This is a genomic window from Brevibacillus parabrevis (assembly GCF_022701015.1).
GTDB lineage: Bacteria > Bacillota > Bacilli > Brevibacillales > Brevibacillaceae > Brevibacillus > Brevibacillus parabrevis.
In genome coordinates this window covers 1907552-1921544 of the sequence record NZ_CP064090.1, presented here as the reverse complement: position 1 = coordinate 1921544, position 13993 = coordinate 1907552, and the positions used below count along the sequence as shown (strand labels likewise).

Here is a 13993-nt window from a genome sequence, read left to right as displayed (position 1 = left end):
AATCCTGTCCAATATTCTGAAGTATGAAGTGATATAGGTAATGTCTGTACGATTGCCTCTTTACGTCATAATACTTCCGTTTCCTGCGAATGCGTGATTGGCTGCCCAATTCTGTAAGTGCAGCCACTGATAGTAACCACTTTTTGATACTTGAGCAATTTTGCATAGTAACAGAACTGGATAACGTTCCGCAAACGAGAGCAAGAAACCCTCACTTCCCCCTCAACCCCCACGCCATTTTTCCATTTCCGAGCGCGACATTCACAAACACTTCCATATGGAAAATTTAGACAAAAAAACCCACCTGCTTCTGCTACCTTTAAGTGCGGAAGGAGGTGATTTTCATGACCCAGCATCTGTACTTCATCGTCAACCTTCAGGATGCGTTGCAATTCAGCCACGGGCTTACGCGACTAGGATTTACCCACTATTATCTCGTGCCCCGCGGCAATCAGGTCGCATTTGTTTTCGAACGGACTTCGACCCACAACCGCATCATCCTGAGGCGTTTCTTCGGTGCAGATGGCGTGTCCCCTCACATCTAGACTAGCATCCGACTGCTGCTCTTTTATCAGGGCAGCAGTCCCTATTCGTCCACACACATCCGCCATTTTTCGGGCATAGGATGCCTTATCCTGACGCCTCGCCTCTCAAACAACAAAGAAAGGATTGTCTGCTGCTTTTCACACCGCGCGCCCATACAGGCGAGGACGAAAGAAGTAACGCTGCCCTCATCTGCCAACGGACCACCCAGCTTATCGCGGCAAAAAAAATGGCGCCGACTATTCTGCACGATTAGTCGAACGCCTATCCCCAATTGCGAACTTATACTAGATGACATTATGTTTATCGGTTGCGCAAAAACTGGCGTTTATATATAAATAATGGAAAATACACACCGCAGCGGAAGTCCCTCCGCCTGATCCAAGAGAAACTTTTTGACGCTCGCTCCTCGCATTCGCCTTTTGCTCAGTTACTCTTCCCTGCTTTTTCCAAGCTTCCGACCCGTTTCTCCAGCTCAGCCAGCTTCTTGCGAAAACTAGACCAAACGGCAAAATAAGTAACAATTCCAACTGGCACCCCAATCAAAATCAAATCCAAGAAAAAAGATACCCAGTCAAAAGTGACAGCACCAAAGTCCAACATTTCCATTAACCTCCATGATCAAGCAAATCCCTTTTTCCACTGCTCCTTCAGTTCCCGATACGTCTCTCCATATTGGATGGCATGCTCGATATGCGAATATTTCAGCACCAGATCGTCGCCCTTGCTCTCACAGCACGCGAAAAACAAGCTTTCCATCAGGTTGTGGTTTTCAATGGAGTTGGTGATATGGATACACTCGTCCAGCGAATCGCTGTCGTCGCGCTTGTAAAACAGAAAAGTCCCTTCCTTGAACGGGCCTTTCTGGGTTGCGTCCTTCCAGATCAGCATGCCGAGCGTGATGAAATAGCCCTCCTTGAAGCGGATGACACCTGTAATCACAGAATCGATCGTGGTTGGAATGATCGCGATGGAGCTGCTCAACTGATGCACATATTCATACAAAGCTTTGTTCGTTTCCTTCAAGTCAAAGCCGGAAACGTGGACAAGCTCTTTTTCTCTCAATTTCTCCACAAGCTGCTGAACACAGAGCGTCTTATTCAAAGCTGAAATCACAATCTCACCACTTCTCCCGTTTTAAGTAGGTCCATTCTCTTTTATTCGCTAAAAACAGACATTTCCCTACAAAATCCGGCCGACATTTCTCAAGATGGCAAAGTTGTGCGTATACCCATTTCCGTCCGAACGGCTCCGCATATGATACAAGGGACAGATAACCTATGGAAGTGAGGCTGAACCATGAAGCAGAACAATGGTTTTTCTGCGGAAGACCTGGCGTTGATGGCGGCCGTTGTGGTTCTGCTGGGCGATTTCTTGGCCTTCTTGTCCATTTTGAAAGAACGGCAAGAAAAAGAAGACAAAGGGAACAACAACTGAGCAAAAAAGCCCCTCTCGTTCTTGTTAGCCGAGAAGGACCTTTCGGTAATGACTACGATTTTCCTGTCAAATATTCGTCTTTCGCTTTCTTTTCCTTTTCTTCGGTCGTCATTTCCTTTTCCAACACGTTGAACATGAGCTGATCTTTGACCTTCTCGGGAAACTCTTGTTGCTCCTCGCCAGCAAGCGAAGAACTCATCAACGAATCGTGCTCCATCAGGGATACCTCCAAAAGGAATTTTACGGATAGAATACCCTTGGATTGTTCTTGCCATGCGTCAAGAAATCGCGCACAACAAAAAACGGCCGCCAGCGCGACCGCTTCTCCGTCGCTAACGGACAGCAACCTGTCCAGTCAGCAGACGCTTTTTCAATTCCTCCAGCGAACAAGGGACGCGCTCTCCAGCTTCTTGTCGCCATTCCTGCGGCAAAGCTTCCCACACGTCAGCGATGAGCGGCATGCCGAGATGCAGGCTTTCCAGCAGCTCCCTTTGTGCCAATGCCTCTTGCGGCTCCCCGGCAAATACGAGTTTGCCCGCATCCATCACGCAAATCCATTCCGCCCACTCAAACGCGATATCCATATCATGCGTCGCCATTAGCACCGTTGTCCCGTTTTGGTGAATCGCATCAAGCTCGCGCAAAAGATTTCGCGTCTGATAGCGGTCGAGATACGCCGTAGGCTCATCCAAAAGCAACAGCTCCGGTTCCAGCACCATGACCCCGGCCAAAGCCAGTCGACGCTTTTGCCCCAGGCTCAGGTGATGAATCGGCACGTCAGCAAGCTCGGTCATCCCGAACGCCTGAAGAATCGCCTGTACCTTTTGGCGAATCACGTCCGCCGGCAGGTTCCGGTTGCACAGCCCGTAGGATACATCCTCCGCTACGGTACTGGCGATCAGTTGGTGCTCCGGGTCCTGGAAGACAAGACCGACTTTTTGCGTCATCTCCTGCAAGGCAGCGCGTTTGTAGCTGAGCGGCGTCCCTTTCCAGCTCACTTGCCCTTGCTGCGGCTGGATGATCCCGTTCCCGTGCAAAAACAAAGTAGATTTGCCGCAACCGTTTCGTCCGAGCAGCGCGCATTTTTTCCCTTCTGGAATGCCCAGGGACAGTCCGCGCAGCACAGGGCCGCGGCCACCCGGATAGGCGTAGTGCACGTCAGCAAATTCCAACAGCCATGATGTCAAAGCATTATCCCCCTGTCCACCACTCCAGCAAAATCAGCAGAACACAGCCTGCTATCGACTCCCATTCATATCGTCTGGAGCGGGAATGACTGTGCAAAGAAAGCACTTGCAAGCTTTCCCCGAAGCCTCTGGCTGCCATCCCTTTGTACAACGCATCGTATTTGCGCATCGCCCTGACGAACAGCTGGGCAGCCAGACCGCCGATGTCGCGCATCGTCGCGCGAAATCCCCGGTGTCCGCCACGCGAGCGCTGAGCAATCCACAACTGATGGGAGACGCCGAGCAACACGAAAATAAAGCGGTACATAATCATCAGCAAATCCGTAACGATGACCGGAAGCCGCAGCTTGCGCAACACCTGCAAAATCTCGGCAAACGGCACCGTAAACAAAATAAAGGAAAAGCAGGCAAGGCTGGCCATCGTTCGCCAAAACAGCACCCACACCTTGCTGATGGCGCTCATTGGAACGTATATCAAATAAGGGCCGACATGCCACGCCACTGCCATCTGAGTCACAGGAGCTGTCTCCGCCCTTGTCGCTTCCAGCAGAAGTGCAGGCAAACCCAAAACAAAGAACGAGAGAGACAAAAGAAGAAATCCGAAATAGAAACGGACGGGAATACGGGCATATCCGATCACCCATACTCCCATCCAAATGCAAATCGCCATTTGCAACCACTCATGTCCTGTCAAAACGAGCAAAATCAACGCGCTCGCAAACAGAAGCTTGTGTTCCGGCGGCAAAAATCTCAGACGGTTTTGATACGAAAGAGAGTCAAGCTGCTGCCAGTTCATTTTTTGTTTTTATCCAGCCGACCTTTGTACAAGCCCATCGCATAGCCGACAATGCCCGCTCCCAATGCCGCTTGCACGGCAAACAGCAAGCTCTCCGTCTCGCCTCCTGGCGGTTCAAGCAGCGGCTGGAACCACGGCTCGTACGCAGGGGCAATCTCCTTGATCGCTTCCTCTGCCGCTCCGTCCGCTCCGCCGAACTCCGAGTCCTGCACCAAAAGCAACGGCACGATCGCAAGCACGACGACACCCAGGAGCAGCAGCCAGTTCATTCCTTTTTTCACAGCGATTCCTCCCGTTTCAGCAAGCGCAGCTCCGCCAGCTCTTTTGCATTGTAAGATTGAAGCCAGTTCCAGACGAGCACGGTCAGAAGCCCCTCGCTGATCGCCAACGGAATTTGTGTGATGGCAAAAATGCCAGCGAACTTGGCGAAAGAAGCCAATACCCCGCCAGACTCAGCCGGAAAAGCCAGCGCCAACTGAACAGATGTCACTACATAAGTCGCCAGGTCAGCAAGAGCTGCCGCAGCGAAGACAGCCAAACGTTGTCCTCCGTTGGCACGGACAATCAGGCGGTACACCCCGTAAGCCACCATCGGCCCGACAACCGCCATCGAAACGGCGTTGGCGCCAAGCGTGGTCAATCCGCCATGCGCCAACAGCAAGGCTTGGAACAACAGCACCAGACTGCCCAGCACAGACATCACCCACGGGCCGAACATGATCGCCCCAAGTCCTGTTCCGGTAGGATGGGAGCTGCTTCCCGTCACCGAAGGAATTTTCAAAGCAGACAGCACGAAAGCAAAGGCACCTGATACGCCAATAAGCAGCTTCATTTGCGGGTGTTCTTTGACGATTTTGTTTAACGAACGAATGCCAAGAATGAAGAACGGAATAAATACTACCCACCAGAACAACGCCCACGACAGCGGCAAATACCCTTCCATAATGTGCATCGCGTAAGAAGTTTGCGGTTCATTTACGAGAAAGTAAAGAACAAAGCCCGCAATCAATAAACAGGTCGAGACAAAGCGTGATCGATTCAAGGCAACTTCTCCTCCTTTGCTGTTCTTTTTACCGTTTTTTCCAATCAAAAAAGCCCCATCCGATAGCAGACGAGGTATGCGCACAAAACAATAGACATGAACTTCTGTCCAATTGCTCCGTATTCACCGCTCCTTTCCGCGAAGGTCTCCAGGGTGTGGCAAGTAGGTAGGTCTCCTGGCTTTCAGATCGATGCGCTCTTTGTCCTTCCCCATATGAATATGAGTGGAACTTCATCAAAGAGAACTCCCTGATTACAGTGGCGGGACCGCTCGGGACTTTCACCCGATTCCCTGTTACCCTTCGTGCTCATGCACACAAAGGCACCTATTGCCGACAATATCCAATTGTTTGACAGTTCTTGCTTGTCCTACATTATTATACTCAATCGCCCAATCCAGCGTAAAGCTTATTATCAAAAGGCTCCTGCAACCGATGACCTTTTGGCGAATGTCATTGACTGCACGAGCCTTGTTTTTGGTTCTACGTTTTTGATTCTACGCTTTCGCGTCCACGCCAACCGCTTCGTTGATGTGGGAAAAACCGTCCCGCTGCATCAGCTTGAGCAATTGCTTGTTGATCTGCTTCGAAATGCCAGGCCCTTGATAAATCATGCCAGTATAAACCTGGACCAGGCTGGCGCCCGCGCGTATTTTCTGATAGGCGTCTTCTCCGGTAAAAATGCCTCCGACACCGATAATCGGCACTTTGCCTCCGACTTCCTGATAAATCTCTTTCACCCACGCTGTCGATCGCTCTGTCAGCGGCTTTCCGCTCAAACCGCCCGCTTCCTCGGCGTACCGATGCCCTTGAACAGCTTCCCGCGACAGTGTCGTATTGGTGGCAATAATCCCGGAAATGCCTTCCGCCACAGCCCCTTGCACGACATCGCGCATATGCTCGTCAGACATGTCTGGAGCTACTTTGAGCAAAATCGGTTTTTTCTGAATGCCGCGCGCTTCCAGCTCAGCCGCTTTCTCGCGTATCGCCCGCACCAGCTGGCGCATGCTTTCTGTCTCCTGCAAGTCGCGCAAATTCGGCGTGTTCGGCGAGCTGATGTTAATGACGAAATAATGGCCGTACGCATAGAGCATGTCCAGACACTTGATATAGTCAGAAGCCGCTTCCTCATTAGGAGTGACTTTGTTTTTGCCAATATTGATCCCGATCGGAACATCGGAATAAGCGTAATCTACCAGATGCTGCGAAGCCAAATACGCACCGTGGTTGTTGAAGCCCATTCGGTTGATCACTGCTTCGTGTTCAGGCAAACGGAACAAGCGGGGCCTCGGATTGCCAGGCTGTCCCTGCGGCGTCAAAGTCCCGATTTCCACAAAGCCGAACCCGAGCGCACCGAGCGCATGATACACTTCGGCATTTTTGTCAAAACCGGCGGCGAGTCCTACCGGATTGGGAAAAGTCATTCCCCACAGCTTTGTCGCCAGACGCTCGTCCTTCAACTGGAACATCATTCTGAGCAAGCTTTTTCCCGGAGCAGAATCTTCCATCAGCTTCAAGGCACCAACCGTTTTTTCATGAATCTCTTCCGTATCCATCTGGAACAGATATTTTCTTATGAGCTTATACATCCCGGCTGCACTCCTTACTCCATTTTTACCTCATTGTAGAATACCACACTTTGTTTCTCGTGGGCTAACCTTTATACGCGATACATATTTCCAGTCGAGCAGACAAACTATAACAAAACCAGCGATTTAAAAGGGGACGTATGTTTCATGAAAGCAGACGGAAAAATCGGGATTGGCCAAGCGATCATGGTCATGATGCTCTCAATCGGAATAACCAACCATGTTACCCTTATTCCTCTGCTGCTCAGCAAAGCTGGGCGCGATGCCTGGCTGAGCGTCATTATTGGCGCCATCCCCTTTGCCGTTTGGGCATACGCCCTGTTTTTCATCAATAGACGGATCAAGCAGATGTCGCTGTCCCAGTGGCTTCTTTTGCGATCAGGAAAAACCGTCCGGCATCTGCTCCTCGCCCCGATCATCCTTTGCCTGTACTTGATGGCCCTCGTCAATTTAATCGATACGCAAACATGGACTACCGTCAACTATTTGCCGCAGACACCGGAATGGGTGACAGCGCTTGCCCTGATCATTTTGTGCGTGTTCGCCTCTTACGGCGGCATAGCTTCTGTCGGCATTACTTCCGGCATCCTGCTGCCTGCCGTTTCGTTATTGGGCATGTTCGTCGCGTTTGGCAACATTCCCAAAAAAGATTATACCCAGCTTTTGCCGCTGTTCCAAAACGGGCTTATGCCCACCCTGCACGCCATGGTGTTTGTAGGAGGAGGATTTACCGAGCTGTTCCTTTTGCTTTTGCTGCAACACCACATTCGCAAACCGCTTCGCGCCGTCCACTATATCATCATGATCGCGATCGTCCTGGTACTGACCCTCAGTCCGCTTACAGGAGCCATCGCCGAGTTCGGGCCTGTGGAATCGACGCGCCAGCGGTTTCCCGCCTTTGAGCAATGGCGGCTTTTGACGATCGGCAAAGACATCGAGAACATGGAGTTTTTCTCGATTTTTCAGTGGCTGTCCGGGTCGTTTATCCGCATTACGCTTTGCTTGCTGCTGCTCGGGGAGCTGCTCGTCCTGCGCACGAAAAAGCAAAGAAAATACGTCATGTTCGTCCTTGGCGCCAGCATGATCGCCCTGACCAGTCTTCCTTACAGCGACATGCAATTCGTGACGTTTCTCTCGAAGATTTACTATCCTTTTTACTTGCTGGTTATGGTAGTCGTCACACTCATCTTGTTCCTGCTGTCGCTGCGAAAACCAACCAGATTGGAGGATGTGAGCCATGACCCTTGAAGAGGAGCTGCGTGATAGATTTGCGCATTGTGCTGATGTCGTCTTCCTGCGGGCTGTCACCCCGAACGATCAGTCTGTGCTCATGCTGTACTGCGAAGGTTTGGCGGACGTACGGCATTTGCAGGAGACGGCTTTGCCTCAATTGGAGCACTGCGTAAATTCTGGCGATCTGCGCTCGCTTCCGCTCGTCCCTTTGTTCACCAATCCGGAGCTGTGGACTGAACGGCTCTTCGCGGGAGACTTGCTGATTTTTTTGGGGGATTCGCCGCCTTTTTCCTGGGATATTTCCAATCGGCCGCAGCGGGGGACAGAAGAAGCCAACACGGAAATTTCCATCAAAGGTCCGCGAGACGGCTTCGTGGAGGATTTGTCGACCAATGTGGCCCTCATCCGCAAACGCATGCGAACGATTACCCTCGCTTATGAGCCGTTCATTCTCGGCACCCGCTCCCGCAGCCGGGTTGCTCTGTTGTATTTGACAGACACTGCCGCTCCCGACCTGCTTGAGATGATTCGCGATCGGCTGATTGCCTGCGAAAACAAAAAAATATTGAACAGCGCGCTGTTGGAAAAAATGCTGAGCGACAATCGCTATTCCTTGTTTCCGCTTGTCGACTATACGGGACGCCCCGACTATGCGATTTACTTGCTTCTGCAAGGAAAAGCTATCGTGATGGTGGACGGCTCGCCCCTGGCCCTTATTGCTCCTGTCTCCCTCCTGGAGCTGATCAAATCTCCAGAGGACGATCAATATCCGATCACGTACGTATGGCTGGAGCGCATGCTGCGTCTCGGCGGTTTTTGGATTGCCGCTTTTCTCCCCGGGTTCTGGATTGCCTTGTCTGCTTACAACGTCGAGCAGTTTCCGTTCCAGTTGCTTGCCACGATTACCCAGGGACGAAAAGGCTTGCCATTTTCCGCGCCGATGGAGCTTTTCGTGATTTTGTTCATTTTTGAGTTTCTGCGGGAAGCGGGAGCCCGTCTGCCGAAAAACGTCGGGCAAACGCTGGCGCTTGTCGGAGCGTTGATCATCGGAGACGCCTCCATTCGCGCCGGGTTGACTTCGCCCTCGATGCTGTTCGTAGGCTCGCTGACAGTCGTCGCTTCGTTCACTCTCGTCAACCAGGCGCTGAGCGGTGCTGTCACGGTCACCCGTTTTGTTGTCTTCCTCCTGTCGTCGACGATCGGCATGTACGGATTCGTCATCGGAATGATTGCGATTATTTACTACTTGTCCACTTTGACCTCGTTTGGCCGTCCCTACGTGTTGATGGGCTCGTCCAACGTGCTGTCCAATCTGTATCTGGTCTTGTTCCAGCCGCTGATTTACTTTTTCCGCAAAAAGCCTGAAAAGGACGGGAACACCAAATGAAATACGCCCGAATCGCTTGCGCTTTGCTGCTGCTTGCCACAACGCTTTTGAGCGGCTGCTGGGATCAGAAATCGATTCAGGATTTGAGCTATTTGTCTGCTTTTGGCGTTGACTTTATCAACGACGAATACGTCCTCTACGCCCAGTCTGTCGACCTGTCCAGCGTCGCCAAACAGGAAACGGGAAGTCAACCGGATTCGCCTCCCGCTGCTATTTCGATCGGGAGAGGTAAGACGCTGATGTCCGCTTTTGACAACCTGCAAAAAAACTCGCAAGTGCCGCTGTTCCTCGGATTCGTCTCGTCTCTCGTATTTCACGAGCGCATCCTGCAAAAAGGCATAATCACGACGCATGACATCTTGAACCGCTACGGTTTGATCCGCTATACAAAATGGGTGTTCGCGACGAGGGAGCCGGTCGACAAAATTCTTGGCAATCACGCCCTGACTGGCTTCTCTCCGCTGACGTCCCTTTTGCATCAGCCAAAAGACGTGTATCAGCAGCGCTCCTTTATCGAGCCGACCCAGTTTTACCGCTTCATCAGCAACTTTTGGGACCCTTCGAATACCGTGCTGCTGCCCAATGTCACCATCTACACCCACTCGTGGAAGGAGAACAATCACTACACCTCGCGCCTGTCCATCGACGGGGTGCACGCGCTGCATCGCGGCAATTGGAAAGGCTATTTTCCCAGCCGCGATCTGATGGGCTTGCGCTGGATGAACAAAGACACCGAGTTTGCCGGCCTGATCATCCGCGAAAACAACACGCCCAAAGCGACAATCCGCATCAAGCACGTAGGACTGCAAATCGTCCCGCTCACCACCGGGCCGATTCCCCGCTATAAATTGAAGGTGCATCTGCTAGGCTTTGTTCGCGAGCTAATGAGCCCAGTCAGTCCTGCGCACATTCAGAAAAACTCGGAAGAACAGGTCCGGGAGCAAATCAGGGACACCTTTTTAAAAGGATTGAAAAAGGGCACTGACTTGTACGGCCTGGAAAAAGAGTTGTTCAAAAAAGACTACCGGGCCTGGCGGGCGTATGAAAAAGAGCATCGTACGGCGCCGACCGCAGATTCGATTGCCTCGATTCATATACAGGTGCATTTGAGCGACTCAGGCAAAATGAAGATGAACTCCTCCAAATACCCCGATCCACTCGGCCCTGAGTAAGTAAGGATTTGCCCACAAAAAAACTGCTTGCCAAAATTTCTGGCAAGCAGTTTCGTTTATGGAAGCGCGATTAGTTTTTCACCAGCAATACTTCTTCTACAGAAGCGTATGGCAGGTTGTGAGCATCTGCAACCGCTTTGTAAGCCACTTTTCCGTCGATGACGTTTACGCCTTTCGCCAGAGCGCGGTTGTCGCGGATCGCTTGTGCGTAGCCTTTGTTCGCCAGTTGAACAGCGTATGGAACCGTTACGTTCGTCAGCGCCAGAGTGGAAGTGCGAGCTACCGCACCAGGCATATTCGCTACTGCGTAATGGATTACGCCGTGTTTTTCATAAGTCGGGTTGTCATGCGTTGTGATGCGGTCGATCGTTTCGATGGAACCGCCTTGGTCGATTGCCACGTCTACGATCACGGAACCAGGCGTCATTTCTTTTACCATCGCTTCTGTTACCAGGCGAGGAGCGCGTGCGCCAGGGATCAGAACAGCGCCTACGAGCAGGTCTGCTTTTTTCACTGCGCTTGCGATGTTGAAAGAGTTGGAGATCAAAGTTTGTACGCGGCCTTGGAACAGGTCATCCAATTGGCGCAGACGATCTGCGTTCACGTCGATGATCGTTACATTTGCACCGAGACCAAGCGCCATTTTCGCAGCGTTCGTACCTACGATACCGCCACCGATGACAACGACTTCGCCTTTTGGCACGCCAGGTACGCCACCGAGCAGCACGCCTTTGCCGCCGTATTGTTTTTCCAGGAATTGCGCACCGATTTGTACGGACATGCGGCCCGCAACTTCGGACATCGGCATCAAGAGCGGCAATGCGCCGTTGTCGAGCTGGATAGTTTCGTACGCGATTGCGATTACTTTTTTATCGAGCAGCTCACGAGTCAATTCAGGCTCTGGAGCCAGGTGGAGGTACGTGAACAAGATCAGACCTTCACGGAAGTAGCCGTACTCGGCAGGAAGTGGTTCTTTTACTTTCATGACCATGTCAGCGGCCCACGCATCTGCTGCGGTCGCGACAATCTCAGCGCCTACTGCTGTGTAGTCTTCGTTGGTGAAACCGCTGCCAAGTCCTGCACCTGTCTCTACGCGAACAGAGTGTCCGTTTTGTACGAGGGCTGCTACGCCTGCTGGCGTGATGGCAACGCGATTCTCGTTATTTTTAATCTCTTTTGGAATGCCAACGATCATGATAGGTAGTCCTCCTTGGAAACGCCGATTTAATGAGAATACTAACATTGTACAGCGTTTACACGGGGCGTTTCCTTGGGGATTCCTTTAATTTTGCCATCCTTCTGTTTGTGAAAATCCACAAACGAACTATTGTTCCTGATCGAGCTTCGCCATTTTCAACTCCAGGTAGAGGGCGGCCCGCTGGTTCATGTTCTCCAGATCGACCCGCATGATCTCCTCAATCCGCCGCAATCGGTAGCTCAATGTGTTGATGTGGATGTGCAGACGCGAGGCGGTCACGTTCACCTTGCCTGCCGCGTCCAGAAACGTTTCCAATGTCTGCAACATCGCCGTCTGATTGTCCCGGTCGTATTGCCTGAGCTTTTCCAAGCGCTCGTTTTCATAGCCTTGCTCCGCCTCCCACTGCTTCAGTTGCAGGAGATAACGGTAAATGCCCAGCTCGTGATAGCCGTAAATGCCTTCGTTTTCCTTGGGAAACAGCTTCTTGATCTTGAGCGCGTGCAGCGCCTCCCTGTAGCTTTTCACAATCTCTGTATACGTCGACTGATAGCCGAGTCCGTAGCCTGCAATCACCTGTCGTCCTTCTGTGACATGGGCTTCCAGCTTGCCGAGCGAGTCGGCGAGAAACTGCTCGACTTTGCGGACGAGGACTTCCCGCACATCTTTTTTGACACTGCCGTCAAGGCCGATCAGCAAAATGATCTGCGAACCGTCGACAACCCACAACAGCTTGTCGCGCATGAGCAACGGGTACAAATACTGGTCGAGCCGCGCACCTGCCGCTTCAATAATGCAAATCAAATAAGCGGTCGGAAGCTGCATTTGCAGGCTGTCAGCTTTTTGCCGGATCGTGCTTTCGCTTTTGTGGTTGCCGAGCAACAGCTCCCACAAAAACTCCTTGCGCCGCTGCTCCTCCGCCTTGCGCTTCCCTTGCCGCTGCATGAGCCTTGAGACGGCTACCCGTGCCGCCTGACGCAAAATCTCGTCATCCTCGCGCGTGATCGGCCGATTCACTTCCTGCGCCCATATGTACCCGAGCACGTCACTGCCGCGCCTGATCGCGATCGCCACACGCTTGCCCAGGCCGACCTCATCCTTGGCCGGAATATGTACAGGGTCGTCTTGCGTCAACAGCTCCTGGAACACGCCGTCCTTCCACAGGCGGGTCAACACCTTTTCCGGCACCCGCCTGCCCATGATGGTCGACCAGCGCGCCTGATCGGTGCTGTCTCCGTGGGAGCTGTAGGCAATCAATTTGTGATCCGCATCTTCAACCGTAATCGGGTTTTGCAAAAGCTCTCCAATCACATCGGCTAGTTCGTCTATATCGGCATGCTGATACTGTTGAAAATAGTTAGGCTCAACGGACACATTTCCACCTCTTTACCGCGCATTCGTACGTGTCCTTTTATTATACAAGAAAGCGTAAGCAGGGCGCACTTTTTCCGCTTGCCGGACGCTCGCGCTACTGGTCTTTTTCCGCAGCGGAATTGACGCACAAAAAACGGACGACTTCCCCGGTACGATTCAGCCAGTTATGCGGTGTAGTCGAGTCCATGTGAATGCTGTCGCCCGGATGCAAATCGTGCTCTTCCTCTCCGAGCAACAGCGTCAATACCCCTTCCAGCACGTAGACGAACTCCTGCCCTTTGTGGACAAAAGGCGTCCCGCTGTCCTCGTGGGGCTGCAATGTGACGAGGATCGGTTCCAGCAAGCGGTTCGCCAAATCGCCAGACAAGTCCTCATACACGAAAGGAAAGCCGCTCGGCATCGCAGGCTTTTGTCCGCCTCTGCGCACGCGATCGCTCTGTGCCGAATGCTTTTCCGAAAAGAAATAGCTCGGACTCACTTCCAACGCCTCGGAGATTTTTTTCAGCGATTCCAGCGTAATCGACGATTTTCCCCGCTCCACCTGGGACAAAAAGCTTATCGAGAGTTCCGTTTTTTCAGATATTTGTTTCAGTGTCTTTTTTTTGCCAAGCCGCAGTGACTTGATCAAGACGCCAATCGTTGGTTCCATCCGCTATACCTCAAATCTCGCAAGATAGGTCTATCATACCGCTTGCGGGAAAATGGTGCAAAACGCTGTTGCGATGAATCCTTTTATCTTTTATAATCTTTACTATTATCAGACAAAAAGCGTTTTCACTTTTTTTATGAGCGGAAATTGAAGTGACGCTTCAATTCACGAAACGAAGGTGTCCCCCGCCCGCTGCTACTCGCACTCCAACGCCATTCTGCAAAGCATCGTCATTTACACACCAAGGGAGGATCTGCAACTGATGGCACTTCAACCACAAGCGGGAGTTTCCAAACAGGTTCAAAACAAGGCGTTGATCGCCAGTTTGATGGGCAGCTCCATCGAATGGTAGCACGCTTCCTGAAGAGCAGTTTTTGGCCTGGGGCTGGCG

At 51.9% G+C, this 13993-nt stretch carries 16 protein-coding genes and 1 riboswitch; of the genes, 5 read left to right on the top strand and 11 right to left on the bottom strand.

Features of this window, described 5'->3' with window-relative positions; all coding sequences use genetic code 11:
* Nucleotides 1–344 precede the first annotated feature (344 nt).
* A complete protein-coding gene (locus tag IRJ17_RS09120; protein WP_122964387.1) occupies nucleotides 345–545 on the top strand; it encodes a hypothetical protein in 201 nt (66 codons plus the stop codon).
* A 424-nt stretch (nucleotides 546–969) separates the two neighbouring features.
* On the opposite strand, the gene IRJ17_RS09115 is transcribed toward IRJ17_RS09120, so the two are convergent.
* Both IRJ17_RS09115 and IRJ17_RS09110 read right to left on the bottom strand, forming a co-directional pair.
* Nucleotides 970–1146 (bottom strand): hypothetical protein, encoded by a 177-nt coding sequence (locus tag IRJ17_RS09115; protein ID WP_173596692.1) that lies wholly within the window; start codon nucleotides 1144–1146, stop codon nucleotides 970–972.
* Between the two features lie 18 nt (nucleotides 1147–1164).
* Nucleotides 1165–1659: a hypothetical protein gene (locus tag IRJ17_RS09110; RefSeq protein WP_122964386.1), complete on the bottom strand. Its 495-nt coding sequence runs from the start codon at nucleotides 1657–1659 to the stop codon at nucleotides 1165–1167.
* A gap of 183 nt (nucleotides 1660–1842) precedes the next feature.
* On the opposite strand from IRJ17_RS09110, the gene IRJ17_RS09105 reads away from it, so the two are divergent.
* Nucleotides 1843–1980, top strand: a complete 138-nt coding sequence (locus IRJ17_RS09105; protein ID WP_217022210.1) for a hypothetical protein — start codon at nucleotides 1843–1845, stop codon at nucleotides 1978–1980.
* 52 nt (nucleotides 1981–2032) lie between these two features.
* On the opposite strand, the gene IRJ17_RS09100 is transcribed toward IRJ17_RS09105, so the two are convergent.
* The 6 genes from IRJ17_RS09100 to IRJ17_RS09075 all read right to left on the bottom strand — a co-directional run bounded on the left by IRJ17_RS09100 (nucleotide 2033) and on the right by IRJ17_RS09075 (nucleotide 6592).
* A complete protein-coding gene (locus IRJ17_RS09100) occupies nucleotides 2033–2197 on the bottom strand; it encodes a hypothetical protein (protein WP_167470292.1) in 165 nt (54 codons plus the stop codon).
* A gap of 115 nt (nucleotides 2198–2312) precedes the next feature.
* Nucleotides 2313–3167, bottom strand: coding sequence for an energy-coupling factor ABC transporter ATP-binding protein (locus tag IRJ17_RS09095; protein ID WP_122964385.1), 855 nt, complete (start codon nucleotides 3165–3167; stop codon nucleotides 2313–2315).
* Nucleotides 3168–3171: 4 nt separating this feature from the next.
* On the bottom strand, nucleotides 3172–3963 hold the full coding sequence (gene cbiQ, locus IRJ17_RS09090) for a cobalt ECF transporter T component CbiQ (RefSeq protein ID WP_173596690.1): 792 nt from the start codon (nucleotides 3961–3963) through the stop codon (nucleotides 3172–3174).
* A complete protein-coding gene (locus tag IRJ17_RS09085) occupies nucleotides 3960–4244 on the bottom strand; it encodes an energy-coupling factor ABC transporter substrate-binding protein (RefSeq protein WP_063230912.1) in 285 nt (94 codons plus the stop codon). Before IRJ17_RS09085 ends, cbiQ begins: the two co-directional genes overlap by 4 nt.
* The gene (locus IRJ17_RS09080) at nucleotides 4241–5005 is read right to left on the bottom strand and encodes an energy-coupling factor ABC transporter permease (protein WP_063230911.1); all 765 of its coding nucleotides are present in this window, start codon (nucleotides 5003–5005) and stop codon (nucleotides 4241–4243) included. The genes IRJ17_RS09085 and IRJ17_RS09080 overlap by 4 nt, the downstream gene beginning before the upstream one ends.
* 148 nt (nucleotides 5006–5153) lie before the next feature.
* Nucleotides 5154–5349, bottom strand: a riboswitch (cobalamin riboswitch).
* A 151-nt stretch (nucleotides 5350–5500) separates the two neighbouring features.
* Nucleotides 5501–6592 carry a quinone-dependent dihydroorotate dehydrogenase gene (locus IRJ17_RS09075; protein ID WP_173596689.1) on the bottom strand — a complete coding sequence of 364 codons (1092 nt, stop codon included), beginning with the start codon at nucleotides 6590–6592 and terminating at the stop codon, nucleotides 5501–5503.
* 147 nt (nucleotides 6593–6739) lie between these two features.
* Here IRJ17_RS09075 and IRJ17_RS09070 point away from each other — a divergent pair, with 147 nt between their 5' ends.
* From IRJ17_RS09070 to IRJ17_RS09060, 3 genes are read left to right on the top strand one after another with little or no spacing between them, the layout of a single operon-like run.
* Complete coding sequence (locus tag IRJ17_RS09070) at nucleotides 6740–7840, top strand: GerAB/ArcD/ProY family transporter (protein ID WP_173596688.1); 1101 nt, start codon at nucleotides 6740–6742, stop codon at nucleotides 7838–7840.
* On the top strand, nucleotides 7830–9212 hold the full coding sequence (locus IRJ17_RS09065) for a spore germination protein (protein WP_173596687.1): 1383 nt from the start codon (nucleotides 7830–7832) through the stop codon (nucleotides 9210–9212). Before IRJ17_RS09070 ends, IRJ17_RS09065 begins: the two co-directional genes overlap by 11 nt.
* Entirely contained in the window at nucleotides 9209–10384 is a 1176-nt protein-coding gene (locus IRJ17_RS09060; RefSeq protein ID WP_122964380.1) for a Ger(x)C family spore germination protein, read from the top strand. The genes IRJ17_RS09065 and IRJ17_RS09060 overlap by 4 nt, the downstream gene beginning before the upstream one ends.
* Nucleotides 10385–10454: 70 nt before the next feature.
* Here IRJ17_RS09060 and ald read toward each other — a convergent pair whose 3' ends face one another.
* The 3 genes from ald to IRJ17_RS09045 form a co-directional block, all read right to left on the bottom strand.
* Nucleotides 10455–11579, bottom strand: coding sequence for an alanine dehydrogenase (gene ald, locus IRJ17_RS09055; RefSeq protein WP_173596686.1), 1125 nt, complete (start codon nucleotides 11577–11579; stop codon nucleotides 10455–10457).
* 129 nt (nucleotides 11580–11708) lie between these two features.
* Nucleotides 11709–12953, bottom strand: coding sequence for a PucR family transcriptional regulator (locus IRJ17_RS09050; RefSeq protein WP_173596685.1), 1245 nt, complete (start codon nucleotides 12951–12953; stop codon nucleotides 11709–11711).
* 94 nt (nucleotides 12954–13047) lie between these two features.
* Nucleotides 13048–13602, bottom strand: a complete 555-nt coding sequence (locus tag IRJ17_RS09045; protein WP_173596684.1) for a helix-turn-helix domain-containing protein — start codon at nucleotides 13600–13602, stop codon at nucleotides 13048–13050.
* Nucleotides 13603–13993: the final 391 nt, after the last annotated feature.

Excerpts from the sequence above, each read along its gene's own strand:
- IRJ17_RS09100 (WP_167470292.1), bottom strand. The coding sequence starts at position 2,197 with ATGGAGCACGATTCGTTGATGAGTTCTTCGCTTGCTGGCGAGGAGCAA.
- IRJ17_RS09070 (WP_173596688.1), top strand. The coding sequence starts at position 6,740 with ATGAAAGCAGACGGAAAAATCGGGATTGGCCAAGCGATCATGGTCATG.
- IRJ17_RS09060 (WP_122964380.1), top strand. The coding sequence starts at position 9,209 with ATGAAATACGCCCGAATCGCTTGCGCTTTGCTGCTGCTTGCCACAACG.
- IRJ17_RS09045 (WP_173596684.1), bottom strand. The coding sequence starts at position 13,602 with ATGGAACCAACGATTGGCGTCTTGATCAAGTCACTGCGGCTTGGCAAA.
- ald (WP_173596686.1), bottom strand. The coding sequence starts at position 11,579 with ATGATCGTTGGCATTCCAAAAGAGATTAAAAATAACGAGAATCGCGTT.
- IRJ17_RS09120 (WP_122964387.1), top strand. The coding sequence starts at position 345 with ATGACCCAGCATCTGTACTTCATCGTCAACCTTCAGGATGCGTTGCAA.
- IRJ17_RS09065 (WP_173596687.1), top strand. The coding sequence starts at position 7,830 with ATGACCCTTGAAGAGGAGCTGCGTGATAGATTTGCGCATTGTGCTGAT.
- IRJ17_RS09105 (WP_217022210.1), top strand. The coding sequence starts at position 1,843 with ATGAAGCAGAACAATGGTTTTTCTGCGGAAGACCTGGCGTTGATGGCG.
- IRJ17_RS09115 (WP_173596692.1), bottom strand. The coding sequence starts at position 1,146 with ATGTTGGACTTTGGTGCTGTCACTTTTGACTGGGTATCTTTTTTCTTG.
- cbiQ (WP_173596690.1), bottom strand. The coding sequence starts at position 3,963 with ATGAACTGGCAGCAGCTTGACTCTCTTTCGTATCAAAACCGTCTGAGA.
- IRJ17_RS09075 (WP_173596689.1), bottom strand. The coding sequence starts at position 6,592 with ATGTATAAGCTCATAAGAAAATATCTGTTCCAGATGGATACGGAAGAG.